Genomic DNA, 22,948 nt, shown 5'->3' with positions numbered 1-22,948 from the left:
TGGTGCCGAGGCGTCTGCAAGTACCACCAACTCTTGATCGAATCGCCGTCAACCACATCCAACCTGTTCGCCGTCTGGCGAACAGGCGCCGTGCCCTCTCCGGCCCCGCAAGCCTTTTGGTGGTAGGAAGGTGCCTGTTGATGTTGAGTTGGTGGTGAGCCTTTTCCATCCTGATCTTGCTGGTCACAAGATCGGATCGGTGTAGCTCGACGGCCTTGAACATGGCGAAGCCCCTGGTAGCACTGGCATCACGACCAAGATCAACCGATGCCGACCAGGAGCTTCGTGTGTTGTTCTATCCGTCCGTGATCACGTTGTCCAATCGCACCCTGGACTACGTCGCACGCCTGATCCGCCGCCACCGCACCAGCATCGGGTCCCGCTGGCGCCGCCTGCCCAGCAACCGCCAGGCCCTGCTGGTGCTGGCGCATTTACGCAACGGCGACACCTACCAGCGCCTGGCCACCGGGTTCGGCATCGGCCTGGCCACCGCCTACCGCTACATCCGCGAGACCACCGACCTGCTCGCGGCACGAGCACCCAGCCTCACACACGCGGTCGCCCGGCTGGCCGGATCGTTCTCCAACTACGCGCTACTGGACGGCACCGTCATCCGCATCGACCGCGCCGGCGACCGTGAGCGCCTGAAAGCCTGCTACAGCGTCAAAACCCGCCACCACGGCATCACCGTGCAGGTCCTGACCGACCCCTACGGCCGGCTCGCCTGGGTCTCCGACGGACTCCCCGGCTCGGTCTACGACCTGACCGCCGCCCGCACCCACGGCATCCTCGACACCTGCCGTGACGCCGGGCTCCACCTCGTCGCCGACCGCGGCTACATCGGCGCCGGCGAGGGCGTTCATCTGCCCTACCGCCGCTACAAAAACGAGTTCACCCCAGGCAGACGCGCCGCCAACCGCGCACACTCCGCCATCCGCTGCCTCGTCGAACGCGGCATCGCCACCCTCAAGAACTGGCGCGTCCTCACCCGAGTCCGCGCCAGCCCCCACCGAGTCACCCACTACGCCCGCGCCATCCTCACCCTCGAACAACGCACCCGATCATGAAGATGGAAAAGGCTCGGTACTTGCAGATGCCATCAGGGCCAGGCGAAGGGCTGCTCGGGCGAGTAATGAACACAACTTCTGGCAACAGGGTTAGTGGCCTTTGAGGCCCTTCTTCCCAGGGGCCCAGTACGGGACGTTGTTGACCTGGCGGCCCTGTGCGCCGGCCGCGCGCAGGGCCCGGTAGAGGTGTTGGATCGACGACGCCTTGCCGGTCAGCAACCCGGAGCCTGCGGACCGGTAGGCGCCCACCACCTCGCGTTCGACCGCGTGCAGGTGGTCGTCGCCGGGTTCGCGGGCGACGACCACGGCGTCGGACAGCCCGAACCGCCCCAGAACGGCGCGGGACTCCTCGACCGAGTCCACCTCGAAGACGAACCGCACGTCCTGGAAGCCCGATGGCGTCGCGCGAGCCGCGATGGCGGTGCTGAACGACGTCTCGTCACCGAAGAACACCAGGGGCCGCCGCGGTTTCAGGAGCGACACCGCGCGACGTGGTCCCACCACGCGGCAGGACGTGCCCGCCGTCGCGGACGCACCCCAGTCGGAGCCGGGACCACCGCCGTGGACGTACCAGAGGATCTCGGCCGTCCCCGTCTCCGGATCAAGTGCCAGCGGGGTGTACGAGCGGATCTCCCAAGGACCGAGCAATGCCGCACCCACGACGATGACCTGCACGATGTCGCCAGGCGTCCAGGACGCGTTCCGCAGCCCGTCGCCCGTGATCGAGACCAGCCGGAAGTGGGGACTGACCTCCTCGACGTGGTGGACCTCGGTCTCGTGCGTGGCGAGGTCGAGGAGCAGCGTCGTGAGGCGGCTCTTGCTCGTGGAGATCATGAAATCGACGGTATGGCGGTCCGATTGATCTGTCCAAGACATAGAATGCGCTCTTATGAGACCTCTGGGGCAACGGTCGGGCCCGTGGAACTGAGACACCTCCGCTACTTCGTGGCGGTCGCCGAGGAGGAGAACTTCCGCAGGGCCGCCGAGCGGTTGCACGTTTCGCAGTCCCCGTTGAGCCGTCAGATGAAGGACCTCGAAGAGGAACTGGACGTGGAGCTCTTCGAGCCCGCGGGCCGCGGGATCAGGCTCACCGCCGCCGGAAGGGTCTTCGCGGAACGGGCTCGCGGCGTGCTCACGAGCGTCGCCTCCGCTGTCGAGGAGGTCAGGGACATCGCGCAGGGCCGCCAGGGCACCGTGGCCATCGGGTTCGAGCAGGGCTCCTCGTTCACCGGCGCGCTGGCATCGCTCATGGCCGCTTTCCGCAGGCGTGCTCCACGAGTGCGTCTCGAACTCGTCGCGATGAGCAGCACCGAGCAGTGGGCCGCTCTTCGCGACGGGACGATCGCCTTCGCCTGCGGAACACACCGGCCCGTCGACGACGCGTTGTCCTCGATGGAGATGGTGAGCGACCGGCTCGGGCTGCTGCTCGCACTCGGCCACCCGCTCGCGTCGCGTGAGGACCTCCGGTTGGGAGATCTGACGGGGGAGCGGGTGGTCCTCGAGCCGCGGGAGCGCGATCCCCGCCTGCGCACCGAGATCGTCGCCGCCTTCCAGGCACAGGGCGTCCACCTCGGCGCGATCACGGAGGTCGCCGACCTGGAGGCGCTCCTGGCGCTGGTGGCGATCGGCGACGGCGTCACGTTCCTCGCGCGGAGGACGGCCGCCCTGGTCACCCCTTTAACCTCGATGGTGTGGCGCCCTCTCGACGACCTCGACGTCCGGCTGACCGACGTGGTCGCGTGGCGGTCGAGGGACGCGGACCTGCCCGTGGTGCGGACGCTCGTCGACTGCGCCCACGAGATCCGCCCGATGCTGCAACCGGATGCCGACCGGGCACAGACGTAGAGGGCGGACGGCGGGGAGGCCACTTCGCGTGCGGGCTCACAGCGCAGGAGCAGTCAAGGTCCAGCGCTGGTTCTCACCACCGTTGCAGGTCCACGGAGTCAGCGCGGTTCCGTTGGCGGTGCCGTGTCCGTCCCCTTGTTCGGTGCTGCGCGCGGGTTCATGCCTCTGCCGGTGCTACCAAGCTCCCCGCACGTGGTGACGCACAGCCGTACTCCGTTGGTTCGGGCATCTGGAGGTTCACGGTGAACCGCTGCGCCTGACTACCTTCCCGTGCCGAGGAAAGTCCACAAAGGACTTTGCGGGAGGTGGTCGTCAGAGGACCGGGTCTTCGCGCGTGATCTGCTCGCCAGCCCCCGCGCTGCATGCGCACGGCCGCCCGCACCTCGCGGACAGGTTCGTGGTGATCTCGGCGCCGGTCACACGATCTCACAGCGCGGAGACAGTCGAATTGACTTCGTGCCGCAATCACGCCCGATCAGATCGACGGCATTTCGACCAGCAGTCGTCGAATCCCGGTAATTCGACGAATTCGATTGACGGGTGGCTTGACCGTCGAGAGCGACTGCCGTTAGGACTGGACACCGCGAGCCTTTCCCGGAATGTCCACGTTCGAGGCCGTCGTCCCGCCGCCGAGCGGAGATCAACTGATGGAGTCGCCATGACAGCACGTCGAGACCGCTCGGAGACCGCGAGTTCGCCCGTGCGGCGGCGGACGGTGCTGGCGGCGGGCGCCGCGCTACCGGTGCTGGCGGTGGGGACACCTGCCGCCGCGGCCACGTCCGTGGTCGTCGAACCGTCGAACGTGCAGCAGACGATCCTGGGCTTCGGCGGCATGAACCACACCGTCTGGATCAGCGACCTCACCACAGCCCAGCGCGAGACGGCGTTCGGCAACGGGGCGGGCCAGCTCGGGTTCACGGTGCTGCGCATCCCCGTCCACGAGGACCGGGCCAACTGGAGCCGCGAGGTCGCCACGGCCCGGCGCGCGGCCGAGCTCGGCGCCAAGGTCATCGCCTCGCCGTGGAACCCGCCCGCCTCGATGACCGAGACCTTTTCCGGAGGAAAGCGGCTGAGGTACAACTCCTACGCCGCCTATGCGCAGCACCTGAACGATTTCGTCGCGTTCATGGCGAACAACGGGGTGAACCTGTACGGAATATCGGTCCAGAACGAACCGGACTACGCGCAGGAATGGACCGCGTGGACCTCCGGCGAGATCGTCCGGTTCCTGCGCGAGAACGCGGGCTCGATCAACACCAGGGTCATCGCTCCCGAGTCCTTCCAGTACCGCAAGAACCTCTCCGACCCCGTCCTCAACGATCCCGTCGCGCTGGCGAACGTGGACATCATCGGCGCGCACCTCTACGGCACCCCGGCCTCGGACTTCCCCTACCCGCTCTTCCGTCAGAAGGGCGGCGGCAAGGAACTGTGGATGACCGAGGTCTACCACCCCAACAGCAGCGACTCCGCCGACCTGTGGCCACAGGCGCTCGACGTCGGTGAGCACGTCCACCGCGCGCTGGTGGACGGCCGGTTCCAGACGTACGTGTGGTGGTACATCCGCCGCTCCTACGGTCCGATGCGCGAGGACGGGCAGATCAGCAAACGTGGTGCCAACATGGCCCACTTCTCGAAGTGGGTTCGCCCCGGCTACTCGCGGATCACCGCGACGGCGAACCCGCAGTCGAACGTCTACATCTCGGCGTTCAAGAGCGGCGGCAGGATCGTGATCGTCGCGATCAACAAGAACACCTCGCCGGTGGACCACGTGTTCACCGTGCGGGACACCGGTTCCGCGCCGATCTCGACCTGGTTGACGAGTGCGAGCGCGACCCTCGCGCACTACAACGACTTCACCATGTCGAACGGAACGTTCAACGCCCAGCTGCCCGCCCGCAGCATCAGGACGTTCGTCCTGAACTGACGCCGCCGACCGGGCCGCAGCCGCTCCGACCGGCTCGCCGGAGCCGACGTCTTCACCTGGTCCAACGCCTGGGCGATGGCCGAAGCCGTGAACATCGACTTCGGCACCGTCACCGACTACCAGATCCACCCTGACCGCCGCCGTCTCGATCACCGTCGACGCACGCACGTGCGTCGACGGTGGATGCGAGGTGAGGAGGCCAGAAAGGAGGCCGTCGCCAGAGCCGTCACCTGCCACCGAGCGTCGGCTCGACCAGTCGCACCGGACGATACGGACCCCTCCCGCCGAAGCAGGTCAGGTCGCCGTGGCGACGGGCTGCAACACCGTCTCGAGGGCGACCCTGGCGATCTGCCTGCGGAACTCGCCCCGGTAGGTGCTGTCGCCTGAGTCGTGCAGGGTGTCGGTCATCCAGACGGCCGACTGCTGGCGGTCCCAGACGTGGCGCAGGCAGGTGTCCGAGTACTCGTCGAGCAGGCGCGAGTCGCCGCCTTCGACGTGGCGGATCACCGCGCGGGCAAGGGTTTCGGCGTCGTGCAGTGCGAGGCTCATCCCTTCGGCGCTCATCGGGGAGATGATGTGCGCGGCGTCGCCCAGCAGGTAGAGCCTGCCGTAGCTCATGGGGCTGAACACCATGCCGCGCAACGGGACGATCTGCCTGGTGGTGATGGCGCCCTGCTTCACCGGACGCCCGAACCGGTGCGCGAGTTCGCTCCAGACCCGTTCGTCCGGCCACTGCTCGACGGTGTCGCTGAGCGGGCACTGCAGGTAGACGCGGCTCTTGCCGGGGCCGCGGGTGATCTGTGCGGAGAAACCGCGCGAGTGCACGGCCATCACGGCCACCGGATCCGCGTCGACCTCGGCGAGGACGCTGAGCCAGGCGTAGCCGAACTCGTGGGAGTCGCGGGTGAGGACGTCCGAGGGGATGGACTTCCTGCTGACGCCGCGGAAACCGTCCGCGCCGGCGACGAACTCGCAGCCGATCGTCCTGCTGACGCCGGACGGGTCCCGGTAGCGGACGACAGGCCGGCCGGTCACGTCCTCCAGGGTGACGTCGGCTGCCTCGTAGCGGAGATCGCCGCCTTCGCGCAGGAAGATCGCGGTGAGGTTCGCGACGAGGACCTGCTGGGGGCAGAAGACCGCTTCGTCCTCGTCGTCCCCGTGCTTCCAGCGCCGCGTCTCGCCTTCGACCAGCATGAGCATGTCGAGCGATCCCGTGGAGTAGCTGGGGGAGCCCGCGAAGACCTCGTCGAGGCCCCACTGCTGGAACACGCGCACGCCGCCGGCGTCGAGGGATCCGGCGCGTTGCCGCTGCTCGACGTGCCCGCGGCTGTGCTTCTCCAGGATGACGCAGCTGATCCCGCTGCGCCGCAAGAAGTTCCCGAGCGCGAGGCCGGCGACGCCGCCACCCACGATGACGACGTCCACGTTCGTGTCTGCTTCGTTCATGCCCTCCACAGTGGAGGGTCTGCGCGCTGCGCTCCACCGGTATCAGGACAGCGGATAGCGGAAACCCGCCAAGTTCGGCCTAGTGGTCGTGGCGGTGCAGGTCGGCCTGGTAGCGCCCCGGCGTCTGACCGACCACCGAGCTGAACGCGTCGATGAAGCTGGACGGGTTCGACCACCCGCACGTGATCGCCGTGTCGGTGACCGAGACACCGTTCGTGAGATGGATGACGGCGTGGTGCACGCGAAGGACAGTGCGCCAGCGGTGAAAGCTCATCCCGAGCTCGGCGTCGAACAGACGGCTGAGCGTGCGTTCGCTCGCGCCCACCAGGTGGCCGAGGCCGGTCAACGTCGTGGTGCGGCCGGGATCGGCGTGCAGGAGAGCGGTCACCGCGCGCAGTCTGGGGTCGTTCGGTTCGGGCAGGTGCAGGGACTGCTCGGGTGTCTCGACCAGTTCGTCGATCACGACGTCGAGCAGTCGCGCGTGTGCGCCGGGGCGGGATTCGGGGCGGTCGGTCAGCGCCAGGACCGCTTCCCGCAGCAACGGGCTCACCGCGAAAACGCCGGGGTGCCCCGCGAGCGCGTCGCACGACGCCGCGGGAACGATCACGAGACGCACGTCGGTCCGGCCGTAGAAGCGGTGCGAGTGCTCGAATCCCGGCGGTGTCCAGGTGGCGCGGTTCGCCGGTGCCACCCAGGTTCCCCGCGCCGTCGACGTGGCCAGCGCTCCCGAGGCGGCGTAGACCAGTTGCCCGTCGCCGTGCGAGTGGGGGTCGATGTGGACGCCGTGGTCGAGCCAGCCGCCACCGCTGGTCGTGACCTCGACCGAGGCGGTATGGCGGGTTTCGGGCATCAGGAGGGAGTTTACCGGTGGTTGCCGCAGCGACGACGTCAGCAGGTCTTGCGGGAGGTATCCGCATCGGCCTTCTTCCGCCTGTCAGTGGCGATCTGGGATGTGCTCATGGGCTTGTAAGGTGGCTCGATTCCACGCGTGGGGTGTTACCGGAACCGCATACCGCGGGTATCATTTGGAACCGTCGCGATCACAATGACGGTGCGTGACCAATCGGGGGTTTCGTGGGAGACGACGGAACAGCGCGACCCACCATCGGCATGATCACCGCGGGCCCGCTCATCGAGCTCGCCGGTGAGCAGTGGCAGGGCGTCAGCGACGGTGCGGCAAGCCTCGGATGCGACCTGATCTGCTTCGTCGGCACCGAACTGGCACATCCCGACCACCACAAGCGACAAGCCAACGCCGCCTACGACCTCATCGCACCCGGCCGGATCGACGCCCTCGTCATCTGGACGACGCGCATCAGCCAGCAGATCACCGAGGCCGCGATGCGGCAGTTCGTGGACCGCTACGCGCCGATCCCGATCGTGAGCGTCGAGGCGCACCTGGCGGACTGGCCGACGGTGCTGATGGACAACCGCGCCGGCATGGACCAGGCGGTCAGCCACCTGATCGAGGTGCACGGGCATCGGCGGATCGGGTTCGTCCGCGGTCCGCTCGCGCACGTCGGCGCCCAGGACCGCTACCAGGGCTATCTGGACGCGCTCGCCCGGCACGGCCTGCCGCTGGAGCCGGCGCTCGTGACCACCCCGGCCCCGTCCTGGGATCCCGCCGCCGCCGCGGACTCGGTGGCCAAGATGCTGGACGAGGCCGCGGAACCGCCGGACGCCATCGCGGCGGCCAACGACGAGTTCGCGCTGGGTGCGGTGACTGCGGTGCAGGAGGCGGGCCTGCGCACGCCGGAGGACGTGGCGGTCGTGGGGTACGACAACCACACCTGCATCCGCTCGAACGATCTCGGCTACCAGTCTGTCTCACCCCAGGCGTCGACGGGCAGCGTGCACCGCCGGGTCAACATCGACGCGGGGACACCCGCGCTCACCACGGTGCGCGCGCCGTTCCACGAGATGGGGCGTCGGGCAGCCGAACTCGCGCACGCGTTGATCCGCGGTGAACCCACACCCGCACTGGAGGTCATCCCCGCCGAGCTCGTCGTCCGCCGTTCGTGCGGCTGCATCCCCTCCGGCAACGGCGTCTCCGCTCCCGCGCACGGGGAACTCGCGGTGCCGGAACACGGCACCACCGAGGCGGTCGCCGCGAACCTGCGCCAGAGCCTCGGCCCGAGGTCGGCCGTCCTGCCCGAGCGCTGGGCCGAGCGGCTGATCGGCCTGTTCCTGGACGCGGGCCTGCCAGGGGGCAGTGGCGGTCGCTTCCTCGGAGAGCTCGCGGAGTACCTGCGCGACAGCGCACGCGCCGGATGCACGGCGCAGTCGTGGTGGGCGCCTTTGTTCTACCTGCGTCGTTTCGCCCTCGAACGCGGCACCGACCAGGCGGCGATCGAGGACCTGTGGCTGCGGGTGCAGCTGATGGTGGCCGACGTGGTCGAGCGGGAGAGAACGTTCGAGTACCTCCTGCACGAACGGCAGGACCAGACGGTGCGCGAAGCCGGTCAGCGACTGATCGTCTCGCGCAACGCAGCCGAGCTCACCGAAGCACTGGTGCAGGAGCTGCCCAGACTGGGAATCCCCGGCTGCCACGTGATGACGTTCGAGCCGGACCACGAGTGGGCAAGTCCGCTGGTGTCGTACGAGAAGCGCGAGCTCCGTCCCGAACGCGCGGCGCTGACGTTCCGGTCCTCGATGCTCACTCCCCATCGGATCGACCGGCCGGCGCCGGGAAGCTTCGTGGTGGCTGCCCTGTTCGGGATCGAGGAGCAGCTGGGGTTCGTGCTGTTCGAGGTGGGTTCGATGCCGGGCTGGGTCTACGAGGCGATCCAGCAGCAGCTCGGCAGCGCGTTGCGCGGCATCAGGATGCTCGAGCGGGAACGGCAGGCACTCGCCGAGGCCGAACAGGCGCGCAGGTCACTGGAACTCGCCCACGCCGAACTGGAGGACCGGGTGCGGGAGCGCACCGCGGCACTGGTCGACGAGATCGCCGAGCGCGAGCGGCTGGAGACACAACTGCGGCAAACGCAGAAGATGGAGGCCATCGGCCGGCTCACCGGTGGTATCGCGCACGACTTCAACAACATCCTCACCGTGGTCAACGGCAACAGCGAGATGCTGTTGCGACGTACCGCGCCGGACGACCCACGGCGTCCGGAGATCGAGGACATCCAGCACGCGGGCGAACGTGCCGCGAACCTGACCCGCCAGCTGCTCGCGTTCACCCGGCAGCAGGTCCTGCACCCCGCTCGGATCGATCTCGGCAAGACGATCACCAAGGTGCGGACCATGCTGACGACCCTGGTCGGCGAGGACGTGGAACTGACCCTGAACCTGCCGGCGCACGTGTCGCCGGTGTGGGCCGACGCCGGACAGGTCGAGCAGATCCTGTTCAACCTCGCCGCGAACGCCCGCGACGCGATGCCCGACGGCGGCGTGCTCAGCATCGAGACCGACGACACCCACCTCGACGCCTGCCACCCCGGACGCATCGTCGGCGTGCGGCCCGGCGACTACGTGGTGCTCCGCGTCCGCGACACCGGCACGGGTATGGACGAGTCGGTGCAGGCACAGATCTTCGAGCCGTACTTCACCACGAAGCCTGTGGGCAAAGGCACCGGTCTGGGTCTGGCCACCGTGTTCGGCATCGTGCAACAGAGCGGTGGCCAGATCGACCTGTACAGCTCACCCCGCAGGGGGACGACGGTCTCCGTCTACCTGCCCCGCGCGCAGACCTCCACGACGCCGTTTGCCGGACAGGCACCATATCTGCCCGTACCGCGCCACGGCTCGGGGACCATCCTGCTGGTCGAGGACGACGACCAGGTGCGCACCCTCACCCGTCGCGTCCTCGAACGCTCCGGGTACGTGGTGATCGAGGCGCGCAACGGGCTCCAGGCGCTCGGCCTGTTCGACGACTGCGAGAAGGACATCGACCTCGTCGTCACAGACATCGTGATGCCCAGGATGGGGGGCCTCGAACTGGTGACCGAGCTGCGACGAGTCCAGCCCCGGCTAGCGGCCTTGTACATGTCCGGTTACCCGGCTGAGGAGAAGCTGGACGAACCGGCCGTTCTGCTCGCCAAGCCCTACGCCGAGGCCGAGTTGCTCGGCCGGGTGCGGTCCCTGCTCGATCCGGCAGGCTGAGCACCTGCCCGGACCACTCGTGCGCGGTGACCATCGCACCACGGGCCCGTCCGCGCGTGAGCGGACCGGCGGGTCGAAGCGGAAGCGTCCGCTGGACGGCCAGCAGCGGCACTCCGCACGAGATCAACGCGGACTTCTGCTTCCAGAGCAGTCGCCACTCGGTCAACTCCCGTACGGCGAAACCATTGGTGAACCGACTTGCCCGGCTGATGTACTGATGTGCCACCGCGAGGCTGCCGCGTGACGGAGGTAGTAGTTGTGACGGGTTACGACGCGCTCGCCGAGGTGTACGAGTGGCTCATCTCCGATGCGAAGCTGGCTCCTGCCGAGTTCGCTGCGTCGTTCGATGATGTCCTCAGTCTTCTGCCGTCGAACGCTCACGTCCTCGATTCTTCGTGCGGGACCGGACAGTTGGCGGTCGGCCTCGCCGGTCTTGGCATCCAGGTCGTCGCAACTGACGCCAGCGAAGCGATGGTGCGCCGGACCGCGGAGTTGTCTGAGGAGTTCGGGGCGTCTGTCCGGACAGTGCGGGCAGCCTGGGAAGAGTTGCCCGACCATTTCCAGGACAACACGTTCGACATGGTGTTCTGCGTTGGCAACTCGCTGCACCACGCCGCCGGCGCGAGAGGCAGGGTTGCTGCTCTGGAGTCGATGTCACGGCTTCTGCGCAGTGGCGGGCGCTTGGTGCTCACCTCCCGCACGTGGGAACTCGTGAGGGCCAAAGGTTCCCGACTGGACATCAGTAACCGACTCGTCCGCCGGAACGGTCGCGATGCCGTCGTGGTCTACCGCTGGGAGATTGCACCGCTGTGGGAGGAGGAGCACCACATCGAGATCGCGGTCGCGCAAGTCGATGCGACTGGGTCGGTTCTTGTCCGCTCGGAACTGCTGTCGTGCTGGCCCTACCGGTACGACGAACTCGAGGCCGAGCTGCACCGGGTCGGACTTCGGATCGAAACGAGCACGTTCAACCCTGAGGCCGAGAACTACATGGTGGTGGCGAGCAAGGTGTAGACAACGGGCTCACAGTGACCGTCGCACAATTCCACTCGGCAGGGTCGCCGAGCCGCTGCACAGTCGCGGACCACGCTGTCGCCCGCTTCTCCGTGTCGGGAAGTCCCGCGAGCCGTGGAACCTGTACTTGCCAACGGGTTTGGAGAGCAGGATGCGATCGTCGATTGGCGCGATTCGTCAGGGGGCCACGTCACCATTGAAGGTGGTGATCGGGCGTACGCGGTCGTCGCTGCTGCTCCAGCGAAGTGTCAGGTCCCTGCCGAGGGTGCGCGTGGCGAAGATCAGGGAGAAGCTGAAGGTTTCGTTGGGTTCGATTGTCTTGTCCTGTAAAGGGATTCCTGCGACATCCGGCACGATGGGCTTGATGGTTCGGTCGTTCGTGTACGCCTCGACGCGCAAGGTGCTGGCTCTGTAAGCAGGGCTGTTGCCGTTGGTGACGGTGACCACGACTTCTGTCCACGCGGGATTCGGGTTGCCGTTGGTCTGTTGGTGACGCGGTGCTGCGACGGAGATGGCTGCCTCGTAGGGCCAGGTGACTCGGTGGCCCCAACTCGATGTTGTCATGGCTCCGCACTGTGTGGTCGATGATGGGAATGGCATGGGTGTTCCGTGGTGAGAGCGCGACAGGATGGTGCGCCCGCCGCGATGTCAACGGGGACACGACGTACCGCTCATCTGCCCGGTCAACAGACGAAGACCACGTCAAGAGGATCACCGGCCCTGGTGCGCCGCCGAAGCCTTTCTGACGATTCCGCGCGCCATGGTTGCGAACACAATGTCGTGCAAGGGCTTTTGGGTCATCCAGTACAGCTGCCCAAGCAGTCGGTCGGCGGTGAACGTGACCTTCTGGCGATAGCGCGTGCGGCCATCCTTTCGGTCGACGCGCATGTCGAGGAGGGTGTGCCCGGGCATCTTCATGTCGGCCCTCAGCACCAGCTGCTTCGTCTCGTCGTCGCGATGCACGACGGTACAGAAGTCGACCACGTCCCCCTCCGCGATCTCGGGTGCCCGGCCGCGGTACAGCCCGATGCCGCCGAACAGGTGGTCGACCATGCCGCGGACCGTCCACACGAGAGGGACGGTGTACCAGCCGTTCTTGCCGCCCAGCGTGTTCACCGTGCGCCACACGTCCTCTGGTGATGCGTCGGTCAGTACCGTGCGTTCCTCGGTGAACACCTCACCGTCGGTCTTTTCTGCCTCCGATGTGACGGCGGCGCGGATGGCGTTGTCGACACTGGTCATGCCGCCGGGCGGTGCGGGAATCACGTCCGCGGCGGGTGGACCGTCCGCGATGAGGTCGTGGTTCAGCGACGCGAACAACGGCTCCGCGACCGCGGCAGGCACCGGCGTCACCATTCCGGCGAACTGCGCGGCGAGCTTGTGCGACCACAACGGTGCCGGCACCGGGATGCGGACCGGGAGCCGCAGCACCCGTGCGCATCTTTGCACCAGCTCCAGGTAGGTGAGCCGTTCCGGTCCGGGTACGTCGAACACGCCGTCGACCGGTTCGGGGAGGCTCGCGGCGGCCGTCAGGAAGTGCAGGACGTCGGCGATCGCGACCGGCCTGCTGGAGTTGTGCATCCACGACGGAACCGGCACCCACGGAGTGAGCCGCGCGGTCGACCGCAGCAGCTCGAAGCTCGCCGAACCGGCACCGATGATCATCGATGCCTGCAGCACGAGTGCGGGCACCGGTCCCGCGGCCAGGAGATCACCGACCTCGGCCCGTGAGGCGAGGTGCGCGGACAGTGCGGAGGAGTCGGGGCGCGGGCCGCCGACGTAGACGATCTGCCGGACTGCCTCGTCCGCCGCCGCTGCCGTCAGCACGGCGGCGGCCTCGCGGTCGATGTCGGCGAAGTCCGGCTGGTCCAACGAGTGCACGAGGAAGTACACGAGGTCGTTGCCGGCCAACGCTTTTCGAACCGCGTCCGGGTCCGTTGCGTCACCGACGTGCACCAGCACGTTGGTGGGAAACCGTGCCGTGTCCATGCGGTCGCGCACGAGCACAGCGACTTCGTGATCGCATGTGAGGAGCTCCGGCACGAGGCGCGACCCGAGGTGCCCGGTCGCGCCCATGACGAGGCACCTCATCGCAGGCCTGTCCGGTTCTGCAACGCTCCGACTTTTGTCCCGTACAGGAAGAACACCGCCATGAAGACCTCGATCCGCTGCTGCGCGGAGAGCCAGTCCAGCTCCACCGCGATCTCCGTTTCCCGCACGTCCACATCCTGCGCCAACCTCTGGTTGAACGCTGATCGGGCGACGTTCTGGCTGCGTTCGTCGACGTCCGCGTGGAACAGCCGGCGCAGGTCGCAGTCGGGCGGCAGCGGGTGGCGGACGAGCTCGGAGGGATAGCGGGACTTGATGACGCGCGCCGCGGTGTTGAGCGTGTGCGCGATGAGTGCCGGCCCCTGGTCGAAGTGGCCGACCAGTGCGACCAGCTCATCGAGAGTCGCGACGTCGTCCTCGATGCTCACCGGCGTGTTGATGTCGAGGTCCAGGCGCTCCATCGCCATCGCGACGTTCGCGAGCACCTGATCGGGGTCGACGACGAGCCGGTCGCCGAGATGAATGCTCGCACGGTGGTGGTGCGGGTCGAGTAACTCCTGCGCCTCGCGGCTCAAGTGCGCGTGCAGCAGGTCTTCGTGGTCGGTCGTCACGTGCATGACGTGCCCGCTTTCAGGTGATCACAATCACCTGTTCACGAACGGATGATGGTGCGATTGCCGGGCGGGGTGACTGGGTATCTCTCATCGGTGACGACGCCGATCGCCCTGGTTGCCCATGACCTGCGGGTTCATGACAACCCGGTGTTGTGCGCGTCGCTGCGTGAACGCGGCGGCAAGCCGCGGCTCGCAACATCGGTCAGAGGACAACAGTCGGGGGATCTCCAGTGAGGCGTTTCAGTGACTTCGGGTGACACAACGTCGGTGGCCGACATGCAGACCAGCGACCATGACGGCGTGCTTGTCGTCGCCGTCAGCGGCGAGCTCGACATGATCAGCGTGGACAAGGTGGGAACGGCCCTGTTCGAGCACCTGGCCAAACAGCCCGACGGCCTGGTGGTGGAGCTGACCGTGGACTTCATGGGCTCGTCCGCGCTGTCGATGCTGCTGGAGCTGTACGCGCGGGCACAGCGCGCGAAGGTGGGGTTCGCCATCGTGGCCACGGCTGTGGCAGCTGCGCGTCCCCTGATGGCCAGCGCCCTGACCCAGGTGCTCCCGGTGGCTCAGTCGGTGGAAGAGGCCGTGAAGTCGATCCAGGAGGAACGCAAGCCCGGCTAGCAGCAGTCAGCCTCCGCGCTGTCTGTGCGGCTCACGATGGAGCGCTATGGGTGCTGACCAGGTAAAACATGCTGATGGGGCCGCCCTCGGAAGGTGCTCCGAAAACGGCCCCATCGTGACCCGTCAGGCCTGGTCGGTCCACCACTTCTTGCCGGCCTCGCCCAAAGTCGAGATCGGGTCGTAGTACGGGTAACGGCGGTCCAACGCCTCCGGGTCTTCGAGCTCGATCCCGGTGCGGTAGTTCTTCGTCCAGTAGGAAATGCCCAGTTCGCGGTCGTACTCAGCGAGCTGGTGCACCCACCGCTTGCCCACGTACGGCACGTCGCACACGATCCGCGGAGTCGCGTACCCAGGCAGGTAACCCATGATCGAGTGCTGGAGCTCCTGGGCCTCCGCGACCGACACCCTCCAGTGCTCCGCGTTGGGGATCATGTCGCACATGATTCGGCGGCACGCCGGATGGGCGGTCTGACCTGGCTGTTTATGAGTGCTTGGCGCTAGTTGATGATCATGGGGCCCCTCTGGGGCCCCTGGTCGAGAGGTCGAGATCGCGAATTCGAGATCTCGCGCCCGCGAGGAGGTCCTGAGACCGGTTCCTCAAGCAGGCGGTGCGAACAGTGTATCTGCGGCCAGCCTGGCTCGTCCGTAGCTCGACGGCATGAGATGAGCGTAGGTCTTCAGAGTGAAGGCCTCGCTTGAGTGGCCGAGGAACACCGACAGTTCCTTGATGCTGACGTTCGAGGCGAGCATGTGCGACGCGTACAGGTGCCTCAGGGCGTGCATCCCGTCGTCGCCTTTGATGTAGGGGATTCCGGCGATTGAGAAGGTTGGCTTCCAGATCTGGTTGAGAAACATCGATCCGCGCCACGCGGTCACGCCGCGGTACGGCAGGATGAGGTTGGCGGTGTGGGTCTCCTTGCTGTCGTTCTCTCCCCAGGGAAGTGTGACTTCCACTGACGGATAAAGCTCGCAATGATAGTCGATGTGGTGCAGCGTTCCGCCCGAGATTGGAACGATGCGGGTCTTGTGGCCTTTCGGGAGCTTGAACTTCAGCTTCCCGTTGATGTAAGTAACCTGCAGTCTGCAGTGATAGGTCATGTCCTTGCGGTTGATGTCCTCCCTGTTGAAAGCAAGAATCTCGCCCTGTCGGAGCCCTAGCCCGCCGCCGATTGGCACCACCACCTGATGTTCAGGCGGAAGGGACTCGTGGATCCCTTGGAGCTTCTCGTCCGTCCAAGGCGTGATCAGTTTCTGCACCGGTTTGGGTGCTGAGATGGTGCCGAGCTTGCACGGGTTTCGATGGATCTTTTCGTCCACGACCGCTGCGTCCAGCATCGCGGACAGGTTGATCCAGACCTGGTACTGGTAGTTCACCGCGATCCCGGAGACGTTGTTCATCCAGGCCAGCCAGTTCCTGATCACGGTCCCGTCAAGCGCGACCTCGTTCAGTGACATGTCGCCCATGAACGGGTAGACCTGGCAGGCGAACAGGCTGTCGAGCGAAGCTCGGCTGCGTTCGTCAGGTGACCTGCCGTTCTTGTAGCTCTCCGCGTACTCGCGGACCTTCATGTCTCCGGCTTTGGGCGAGACGTAGCTCTTGGTCCTCAGAGAGTTTTCGATCTGGGTCTTGAACGCCTTGGCTTCCTTGTGTTGCTTGTCGGGGAAGCTCTTGTTGTCCTCCTTGCCTCCGGGAAGCTTCCAGCGCACGCGGTAGCGGTCACCTTTGCCGTAGCGTGAACTCTTTTCCAGTATGGGACGGCCTTTCGCGTCCCGGATGACTTCTTTGGTGACCGGATCCTTCTTCTCTTGCCACCAACGATCGTCGATGTACGCCATGATGCCTTCTGCAAGTCGAGCTTCTTGAACGGTGGGCGCGCAGCCTGGCGACAGGGGAGTGGTCGCCTGTTGGCCATTTTTGCCCAAGGAGAACGCCAGCGTGGCTTGCTGGCAATTTAAGGTGCGCTCAACGCTGCTTTAATTGCGAAATCGCTGTTGAATGCAGCGGTGTATGAAACCGGTGGCGCACGAATACCTGACAGTTACCGCCAAGTGTTGCGGTCAGGTCAGTGACTCTGGTCGGCTTCGCCTGAAGCCTCGTCCGCACCTGAATGCGTCTCCGAGAACTGCCGATGCAGCTCGGCGGGATAGAGGCTCGTGCGCAGTGCGACTTCCAGGCCGGATATCGACCGCAGATCGGGCAACGTCTGCCCGTCCAGGATCCTCGTCACGGTTGGGTGTGTCACGCCGGCATCCTTGGCGATCGATCGCAGGCTTCCGGTGCTCGCCTCCACCGCGGCTTTCAGTGCCTTGGCGAACGCAACAGCGAAATGTGCACTGACGGGAGCGTCGTCGCGGAGCCTGACATCAGGGAACGTCCCTTCGATCACGTAGACGGCGGGCGGTTGGTCGCCGCTGCGTCGTGGCACCTGGCCCTCCCGTGGGTGATCGAGCATGTGAACCCCTCCCATTCTGGCGGTATGCCTCGTGGGCGGCCTTGTGAGGCCACCTCTGGTACATCTAAGTACCAATGGTACATAGATGTACCAGTCTTGGGTAGTCCTGAGGGTTGTGGCATCGCGCTGCCTGACCGAGGGAGGGGTGACTGAGTTCGACCTTGCCGAGCGCTGCCTTGTCGATATCGCTGTCGTCGGACTGTCAGCGGTTTGTTCCCGCTGATCTTGCGCGGTGCTTGGGGTGACAGTTGGGGCATGCCTGTACACGACCGTCGTCGCGTTGGATCAACCTGCGGTGCGGCTCGGGGCCGTCGCAAGTTCCACACCATTCGGGCCGGGCAATGGAAGTCCGGCCGTGCGTGGGCTTGGGTGGCAGGTTCCGAAGTCGCGAATGGATCACGGCTATCGGGGAACGGGCGCTGCGAAGGTTCTCCGTGAGGTGCCGGAGGATCTGGTCGGGATCGTGTCCTGCCGCCAGGGAATCACGGACTTTGAGTTCCAGGGTGCGATGGTCCTGATGCGACATCGGTGCAACGGCTTGGATTTCGTCGATGATTCCCGTTGCTGCCCTTGCTGCCCTTGCTGCCCTTGCTGTCTCGGCCGTTGCCGCGTCGTCTGCGTCGCCAGGGTGAGCGCGAGATGCTGGGGACGGGGAGAGGGCTGTGCAGGACGGGTTGGGCGACACAGCTGTGTCGTGGCAGAGGTGGTCGAGCGCTGTCGCCCCTGGGGCGGCGCAGATGTCACGGGTGACAGATTGTCCGGGGTGGTGTTCTGCCGGGAGAGTGTCTTCGTCATCGGCGGTCCTCGATGAGGGGCTGACAAGAAGGTCCAGGTCGATGGCGTACCGGTTGCTGCGCCGGCCGCCGCCTGGCTCGATGGCGACAAGACCTGCTGAGCTGAGGCGCTGGAGGAGTCGCTGGACAGTTCGCTTGTTCAGCCTGGTCTTGCGGGCGAGGGTGTCGATCGAAGGCCATGCATCCGTGCCAAGATCATTTGCTTGATCGGCGATCGCCAGAAGCAGGAGAAGCTCGTTGCCTGCCACGGGAGCGTACTCCCAGGCAAGTGTCACAACTTTGATACTCATTCTGCTCGATTTCGTTGATTGCAGATGTGGTCACGTCAATCGACGGCTACTGGTTGGACAGCCACTCTCTGACCAAATGAGGTTCGTATCGAACATGCTTGCCGTACCGTCGCCACGGTGGCCCAGTGTTATCGCTACGCCACTTTTGAAGTGTCTTCTTGGGTATGTTCAAGAAAGCTGCGACCTCGTTGGGATCCCATAGCGGCTCGGCGTACTTCAGTGATCGAATCGCCGATATCTCGCTGCCCGGTCGACTCCCGCTCTTCGAAGTGGGGTTGTGGCCTGTGTTCACCTGTTGGCTCCCGTCTCGTCTCGGTCGAAGCCCGAGGTTAGGAGTCGGAGGCTGTCGGCCGCTCGGGCAAACGGAGCGGCTGTTGGACGAAGTGCGTCGCGCCGCCGTGCGCGTTCAATCGAGCAGTTGTCAGGGCCGTGGGCGCGCAGGCGCCGCTATGCCACAGCGTCAATCGAGCTCCGTGGAACTGACGGTCGAGGAGTGAGTATGCGGCAAACTATCATTTATAACGATGTCTTCAGTGTTTACTGAAGTCAGATCAGCGCCTTGCGTCAGGGACAAACCAAGCAGGACTAAGACATGCCGCCTCGACGACCCGAGCTAGCTGCTCCTGCGCCAACTGGTTCGCCCAGCGGAAGGACTGCGCCATCGGGTAGGCCGACTCGGAGTGTCCCGGTAGTCGTCGAGGTGAGCGTCGTGGACCAGGCGCGCGTCGCCAAGGGTCCTGTTGAACGCTTCGACGTAGGCCGCCGAGAACGGGATGCCCAGGTACGCCAGGCCGCGCGTGGCGGGCCAGGTGCTGTCGTGGACGTTGTCGGCGTCATCGACGGCCCACGCGTGCGGATAGGCGATACCGGCGGTCGACAGTGCAAAGCCTTCAACATAGGTCAGGCGGTGAACGGTCGCGTACGCCGATGCGTTCGCGAAGCACCTTCCCGCGGCTCCGCGGATGTGACCAGGTGGAAGCTCGGTTGGGTTTCCCCAGTACCCGCTTTCGAGCACCAGTTCCTCAACGCAGGTGAACAGCCATGTCCTGGTGTTGGCGAGGGCGACATGGATCTCAACCTGAGTCGAGAGCCAATCGACCAGATGTGACTGGTGAGCCTCGCGTTGTGCAGACACCCGGTGATCGTCCCAAACGTCGTTGCAGCTTGGAACATCGCCGCGACTGATCCTCGTTCGCTCCGGCCTCCTGCATCTCGTTCATGTAGGCCGTAGCAGGCCCACAGGGCCGTGAGGTGCCAAGGCGTTCGATGTCCTCCAAGCCACCGACTCCAGCTTCGTCGCATCCGGCGACAGTCCACTTAGTCCTTGTGCTTGCGGTCTCAACGCGGGGCGTAGCACCCGCACCCGTCGCATATCCATCCATCTCACGCTCGTAGGGGAATCAAGATGAGCATCGTCGTACCCAAGGCCGACCCGGTTCTCGCCAAACTCGCCGCGTCCGTCGGAGAGCAGGGCTCATTCATCTGCGGTCAGAAGATCTTCACGCAAGGAGATGCCGGACATCAGCTCTACATCATCCAGTCGGGCAAGGTGAAGATCGGCCGCTGCACTGCGGACGGCAGGGAACACCTGCTGTCGATCTGCGGACCGGCCGACATGTTCGGCGAGCTGTCGGTGTTCGATCCAGGACCTCGTGCCTCCACTGCAACGGCGGTGACCAACGTGAGTGCTGTGAGCGTGGGGCGCACTGCGTTGCGCAAGCAGATCAACGCTCATCCCGAACTCGGGGAGTACATGCTGCGCGTTGTCGCGCGCCGGGTCCGGCGCTCCAACAACATGGTTGGCGACGCGATCTTCGCGGATGTTCCTCGACGTGTGGCCAGGGTGCTGCTGGAGCTCGCGATCCGCTTCGGTGAGTCAGGCAGGTCCGGTACGCAGCTCGACCACGAGCTGTCTCAGGAGGAGATCGCCCAGTACATCGGCGCCCGGCGGGAGACCGTCAACAAGGTGCTCTCGAACTTCGCCCGACGCGGCTGGTTGGAAGTCAGCCACAAGAGCGTGTTGATCCGCGACCCCGCGCGTCTTGCTCGGCTCGCTCGTTAGGCCAAGTGCTTACGAGTCAACGTCGGTGACATTGCCTCTCCCTGCCGCACAGTCCTCACATTGTTCTCTTGTGGACAGTCCTATAAGTACCAATTGGTCGCAGGTTGGACTGCTGAACTCCGGCTACTCGCGGTTGCAACTGAGTGAGCGGCGCGAACGGCAGAAGTGTCAAGCTCCTTGTGTCGACGAGAACCCCAGTCCTGCAACACTTCATGGAAGACAAGGCAAATCATGCTTCCCGTTGTGCTGAACCATGACGACGTCGAGGCGTTCGGCGCGGCTGAAACCGTGCTGCTGAAGAGACAAGGACGCCGCTTCTACCTGCATCTCGCCCTAGAGCTGGATCTCCGCAACGCGGCCAGGGGAGTGACAGCACGAGAGGAGCAGTTGTTCAACCTTCGTCTCAGTGAGCAGGGACAGCGGGTACGCGTCATTGCGGCCGTAGGGGAGATGTTCGGAGCTGAGCACGAAGGTCTCGCCTCGTGGTCGCTGATCGATCATCCCGATGCGACGGGACATCTGGCGCTGTCGTGCGCACAGAGCGACTCTCGCTGGAAGACCGTGGCGCAGATCGTTCGTCCAGGCGACGGAATCGGCCTTCGGTTCGTCGGCAACACGCAGCCACATCTGCTCAGTCGCGGCCAGGTTCGTGACGAGGTTGAGTTCGAGATCCGTAGGCGAACGACGACGCTCACCTTCCTGCTGGGCGTCACAGTCGGGCCACCGGACATCGCCCAAACAGTGCGCTACAAGGCATAGCGGGACTTACTGCTGGCCGGTGCCGACGATCGTCGATCGGGCGCTGTGACAACGGGTGAACGCCGCTCTGTTGCTGGCAAGAGACTCCAGTTCGTTCCTGGCAATCAGGTTCAGGGCCAGTCGGCGTGAGGCACGACCTTGCGCTCCAGTTCGACCCCGTAAGCGTGTGTGCTGGTCGCTCGTCGAACGATGTAGATCAATCGCACCAAACCCAATGGAGTCAAGGTGATTTCAGCAAGTCAGCCGACCGACGCTGTCCGCCTGGCCAGGGCGCACCTGTCCCTGGTGGCTGGATCCTGCGTCGGCGAACAGGCACCCCTGACCGCACTGACTGCCCTGGTTGCCGAAGTCGGTCCAGTCGAGGCGTCGAACAGGATCAGTTCCGGTGACGTCCTGTCCGCCTCGAAAAACACGATGTCGGGCGACAGAGCTGTAGCGCTCGCTCACAGGCACCTGGAAGAGATCGGACGCTGCGGTGGGAGACTTGTAGTCCCCGAAGACGCTGAGTGGCCTGGGGAGAAGCTGGCGTCGCTGTCTGAGGGCGACCGTCGTGATCGTGGCAGTGGTGAGCCACTCGCGCTCTGGGTCCGCGGGCCTCACTGCCTGTCAGAGTTCCTGAGCAAGGCAGTGGCCGTAACCGGAGCACGCGCAGCTAGCCCATACGGCGTCCAGGTAGCGAGTGAGTTCGGATCTGACCTCGCTGCGAATGGCGTCACCGTCGTTGCCGGTGGCGCCTACGGCATTGACGAGGCGGCACATCGCGGAGCGCTCACGAGCGATGGCCGAACCGTTGCGGTGCTGCCGTGTGGAGTTGACTTGGCGTATCCTGCGGGCAATTCCGTTCTGCTGGGACGGATCTCACGCGAGGGACTGTTGATCAGCGAGTACCCGCCGGGAGTCGTGCCCGCACGACACCGCTTCCTGGCGCGGAACCGGATCGTTGCCGCTTGTAGCGATGGCCTCGTAGTCGTTGAGGCCGGCAGGCGCAGCGGAACCTCGTACACCGCCAGGATCGCGGCCGCCCTGGGACGAGTTGTAATGGCAGTGCCGGGACCGATTACCTCCGCGACCTCGGTTGGCTGTCTTGAACTGATGCGGGACGGACGTGCGATCCCTGTCGGTTCCACCGCGGACGTCATGAAGACCCTGCAGAGCCGCACTGACGGCGGGAGCGACAGCCAAACAGTGTCGGCTTCTCAAACGGTCCCTCCGGAGGCGACGTCATGAGGTGCGGTCTGGACCTGCACGTCCACCTCCGCGACTGCTCGCAGTCCTTTCCGCAGCGCGCGGACTCTGAGCGCGTGTACGTCATCGAGCTCCACGACACGTTCCTCAAGACTCGCTGGTCGATCGGCCGCATCATCGGGTCACCCGGCTACTGGCTCGCACTGATCATCGGTGCGGAGCGCTGGACACCACCGTTCCCGACACGAACCGCGCTTTGCACCGCACTGATGATGATCCGCGGCGAGCATGCGGCCAACTGGAAGTTCGATCGACGGCTACCACTCGATCAGGATTGTCCTCGTGGCTGTGCGGTGCGGCGCCACTAGTTGGCGCCTTTCCTCCGGCTCGGTGCGTTCGATCTCCAGGCACCGTTGATGTCCAGTGGCTCACCGACCTCGATGAGATCGTCAAGGGGCCGACCCAGCTTGTCCTGCGCTGCGTGTCCGCGTCCCGGCCGCTGGTGCGCATCTGTTTCGTGCCAACACGAACCGTCTGGTTGACCGGACTGCACTTTGGATCTAGCGGACGCTCGTGCAGCACGAGTCTGCTCCTCGAACGCCAGCGGCTGGGTGATCCGCGCCGCACAGGCCTTAGTTGCGGTGGTAGGTCCAGAACGCCGCTGCACGCGGCACCGAACCCGCGCAATCGCTTGCCAGTCATTCGGATCGACATCACACCG

At 65.6% G+C, this 22,948-nt stretch carries 21 protein-coding genes and 1 pseudogene; 10 read left to right on the top strand and 12 right to left on the bottom strand.

Annotated features, from left to right (window positions below; all coding sequences use genetic code 11):
* Positions 1 to 287 precede the first annotated feature (287 nt).
* Positions 288 to 1,067 (top strand): transposase family protein, encoded by a 780-nt coding sequence (locus ACSHWB_RS45790; protein WP_439656174.1) that lies wholly within the window; start codon positions 288 to 290, stop codon positions 1,065 to 1,067.
* Between the two features lie 90 nt (positions 1,068 to 1,157).
* Here the strand turns inward: ACSHWB_RS45790 and ACSHWB_RS45785 are convergent, their stop codons facing one another.
* Positions 1,158 to 1,901: a siderophore-interacting protein gene (locus tag ACSHWB_RS45785; protein WP_439659606.1), complete on the bottom strand. Its 744-nt coding sequence runs from the start codon at positions 1,899 to 1,901 to the stop codon at positions 1,158 to 1,160.
* An 84-nt stretch (positions 1,902 to 1,985) separates the two neighbouring features.
* Between ACSHWB_RS45785 and ACSHWB_RS45780 the strand changes: the two genes are divergently transcribed.
* Positions 1,986 to 2,912, top strand: coding sequence for a LysR family transcriptional regulator (locus tag ACSHWB_RS45780; RefSeq protein ID WP_439659605.1), 927 nt, complete (start codon positions 1,986 to 1,988; stop codon positions 2,910 to 2,912).
* Positions 2,913 to 3,570: 658 nt separating this feature from the next.
* The gene (locus ACSHWB_RS45775) at positions 3,571 to 4,836 is read left to right on the top strand and encodes a glycoside hydrolase family 30 beta sandwich domain-containing protein (RefSeq protein WP_439659604.1); all 1,266 of its coding nucleotides are present in this window, start codon (positions 3,571 to 3,573) and stop codon (positions 4,834 to 4,836) included.
* Between the two features lie 294 nt (positions 4,837 to 5,130).
* On the opposite strand, the gene ACSHWB_RS45770 is transcribed toward ACSHWB_RS45775, so the two are convergent.
* Together ACSHWB_RS45770 and ACSHWB_RS45765 are read right to left on the bottom strand one after the other, a co-directional pair.
* Positions 5,131 to 6,282, bottom strand: a complete 1,152-nt coding sequence (locus ACSHWB_RS45770) for a 4-hydroxybenzoate 3-monooxygenase (RefSeq protein ID WP_439659603.1) — start codon at positions 6,280 to 6,282, stop codon at positions 5,131 to 5,133.
* Between the two features lie 79 nt (positions 6,283 to 6,361).
* Positions 6,362 to 7,132 (bottom strand): AraC family transcriptional regulator, encoded by a 771-nt coding sequence (locus ACSHWB_RS45765; RefSeq protein WP_439659602.1) that lies wholly within the window; start codon positions 7,130 to 7,132, stop codon positions 6,362 to 6,364.
* Positions 7,133 to 7,392: 260 nt separating this feature from the next.
* On the opposite strand from ACSHWB_RS45765, the gene ACSHWB_RS45760 reads away from it, so the two are divergent.
* Positions 7,393 to 10,386 (top strand): substrate-binding domain-containing protein, encoded by a 2,994-nt coding sequence (locus tag ACSHWB_RS45760; RefSeq protein ID WP_439659601.1) that lies wholly within the window; start codon positions 7,393 to 7,395, stop codon positions 10,384 to 10,386.
* A 258-nt stretch (positions 10,387 to 10,644) separates the two neighbouring features.
* Positions 10,645 to 11,400 (top strand): class I SAM-dependent methyltransferase, encoded by a 756-nt coding sequence (locus ACSHWB_RS45755; protein WP_439659600.1) that lies wholly within the window; start codon positions 10,645 to 10,647, stop codon positions 11,398 to 11,400.
* A gap of 177 nt (positions 11,401 to 11,577) precedes the next feature.
* Here the strand turns inward: ACSHWB_RS45755 and ACSHWB_RS45750 are convergent, their stop codons facing one another.
* The 3 genes from ACSHWB_RS45750 to ACSHWB_RS45740 form a co-directional block, all read right to left on the bottom strand.
* The gene (locus ACSHWB_RS45750) at positions 11,578 to 11,964 is read right to left on the bottom strand and encodes a hypothetical protein (RefSeq protein ID WP_439659599.1); all 387 of its coding nucleotides are present in this window, start codon (positions 11,962 to 11,964) and stop codon (positions 11,578 to 11,580) included.
* A 147-nt stretch (positions 11,965 to 12,111) separates the two neighbouring features.
* Positions 12,112 to 13,476 (bottom strand): DUF2867 domain-containing protein, encoded by a 1,365-nt coding sequence (locus ACSHWB_RS45745; protein ID WP_439659598.1) that lies wholly within the window; start codon positions 13,474 to 13,476, stop codon positions 12,112 to 12,114.
* A gap of 11 nt (positions 13,477 to 13,487) precedes the next feature.
* Positions 13,488 to 14,066 carry a hypothetical protein gene (locus ACSHWB_RS45740; protein WP_439659597.1) on the bottom strand — a complete coding sequence of 193 codons (579 nt, stop codon included), beginning with the start codon at positions 14,064 to 14,066 and terminating at the stop codon, positions 13,488 to 13,490.
* Between the two features lie 273 nt (positions 14,067 to 14,339).
* Here ACSHWB_RS45740 and ACSHWB_RS45735 point away from each other — a divergent pair, with 273 nt between their 5' ends.
* On the top strand, positions 14,340 to 14,684 hold the full coding sequence (locus tag ACSHWB_RS45735) for an STAS domain-containing protein (protein ID WP_439659596.1): 345 nt from the start codon (positions 14,340 to 14,342) through the stop codon (positions 14,682 to 14,684).
* Between the two features lie 123 nt (positions 14,685 to 14,807).
* Here the strand turns inward: ACSHWB_RS45735 and ACSHWB_RS45730 are convergent.
* From ACSHWB_RS45730 to ACSHWB_RS45705, 6 genes and pseudogenes are all read right to left on the bottom strand, one after another.
* Positions 14,808 to 15,125: pseudogene (locus ACSHWB_RS45730) on the bottom strand (lysine 2,3-aminomutase); the annotation flags it as partial.
* A 156-nt stretch (positions 15,126 to 15,281) separates the two neighbouring features.
* Positions 15,282 to 16,520 carry a tyrosine-type recombinase/integrase gene (locus ACSHWB_RS45725; RefSeq protein ID WP_360033775.1) on the bottom strand — a complete coding sequence of 413 codons (1,239 nt, stop codon included), beginning with the start codon at positions 16,518 to 16,520 and terminating at the stop codon, positions 15,282 to 15,284.
* Between the two features lie 227 nt (positions 16,521 to 16,747).
* Positions 16,748 to 17,137 (bottom strand): helix-turn-helix domain-containing protein, encoded by a 390-nt coding sequence (locus ACSHWB_RS45720; RefSeq protein WP_439659595.1) that lies wholly within the window; start codon positions 17,135 to 17,137, stop codon positions 16,748 to 16,750.
* Between the two features lie 202 nt (positions 17,138 to 17,339).
* A complete protein-coding gene (locus ACSHWB_RS45715) occupies positions 17,340 to 18,221 on the bottom strand; it encodes a helix-turn-helix domain-containing protein (RefSeq protein ID WP_439659594.1) in 882 nt (293 codons plus the stop codon).
* A gap of 46 nt (positions 18,222 to 18,267) precedes the next feature.
* Positions 18,268 to 18,513, bottom strand: a complete 246-nt coding sequence (locus ACSHWB_RS45710; RefSeq protein WP_439659593.1) for a helix-turn-helix domain-containing protein — start codon at positions 18,511 to 18,513, stop codon at positions 18,268 to 18,270.
* A gap of 321 nt (positions 18,514 to 18,834) precedes the next feature.
* Positions 18,835 to 19,356 carry a hypothetical protein gene (locus tag ACSHWB_RS45705; protein ID WP_439659592.1) on the bottom strand — a complete coding sequence of 174 codons (522 nt, stop codon included), beginning with the start codon at positions 19,354 to 19,356 and terminating at the stop codon, positions 18,835 to 18,837.
* 270 nt (positions 19,357 to 19,626) lie between these two features.
* Here ACSHWB_RS45705 and ACSHWB_RS45700 point away from each other — a divergent pair, with 270 nt between their 5' ends.
* From ACSHWB_RS45700 to ACSHWB_RS45685, 4 genes are all read left to right on the top strand, one after another.
* Entirely contained in the window at positions 19,627 to 20,283 is a 657-nt protein-coding gene (locus ACSHWB_RS45700) for a Crp/Fnr family transcriptional regulator (protein ID WP_439659591.1), read from the top strand.
* 243 nt (positions 20,284 to 20,526) lie between these two features.
* The gene (locus tag ACSHWB_RS45695; RefSeq protein ID WP_439659590.1) at positions 20,527 to 21,042 is read left to right on the top strand and encodes a hypothetical protein; all 516 of its coding nucleotides are present in this window, start codon (positions 20,527 to 20,529) and stop codon (positions 21,040 to 21,042) included.
* A 414-nt stretch (positions 21,043 to 21,456) separates the two neighbouring features.
* Positions 21,457 to 22,269 (top strand): DNA-processing protein DprA, encoded by an 813-nt coding sequence (gene dprA / locus ACSHWB_RS45690; RefSeq protein ID WP_439664792.1) that lies wholly within the window; start codon positions 21,457 to 21,459, stop codon positions 22,267 to 22,269.
* Between the two features lie 74 nt (positions 22,270 to 22,343).
* Positions 22,344 to 22,595: a hypothetical protein gene (locus tag ACSHWB_RS45685; RefSeq protein WP_439659589.1), complete on the top strand. Its 252-nt coding sequence runs from the start codon at positions 22,344 to 22,346 to the stop codon at positions 22,593 to 22,595.
* The last annotated feature ends 353 nt before the right edge of the window (positions 22,596 to 22,948 follow it).

The organism is Lentzea sp. HUAS TT2 (genome assembly GCF_051853195.1).
In the GTDB taxonomy this organism is placed as follows: domain Bacteria; phylum Actinomycetota; class Actinomycetes; order Mycobacteriales; family Pseudonocardiaceae; genus Lentzea.
The sequence above is the reverse complement of the archived record's forward strand: the minus strand, read 5'-3'. Positions and strand labels throughout refer to the sequence as shown.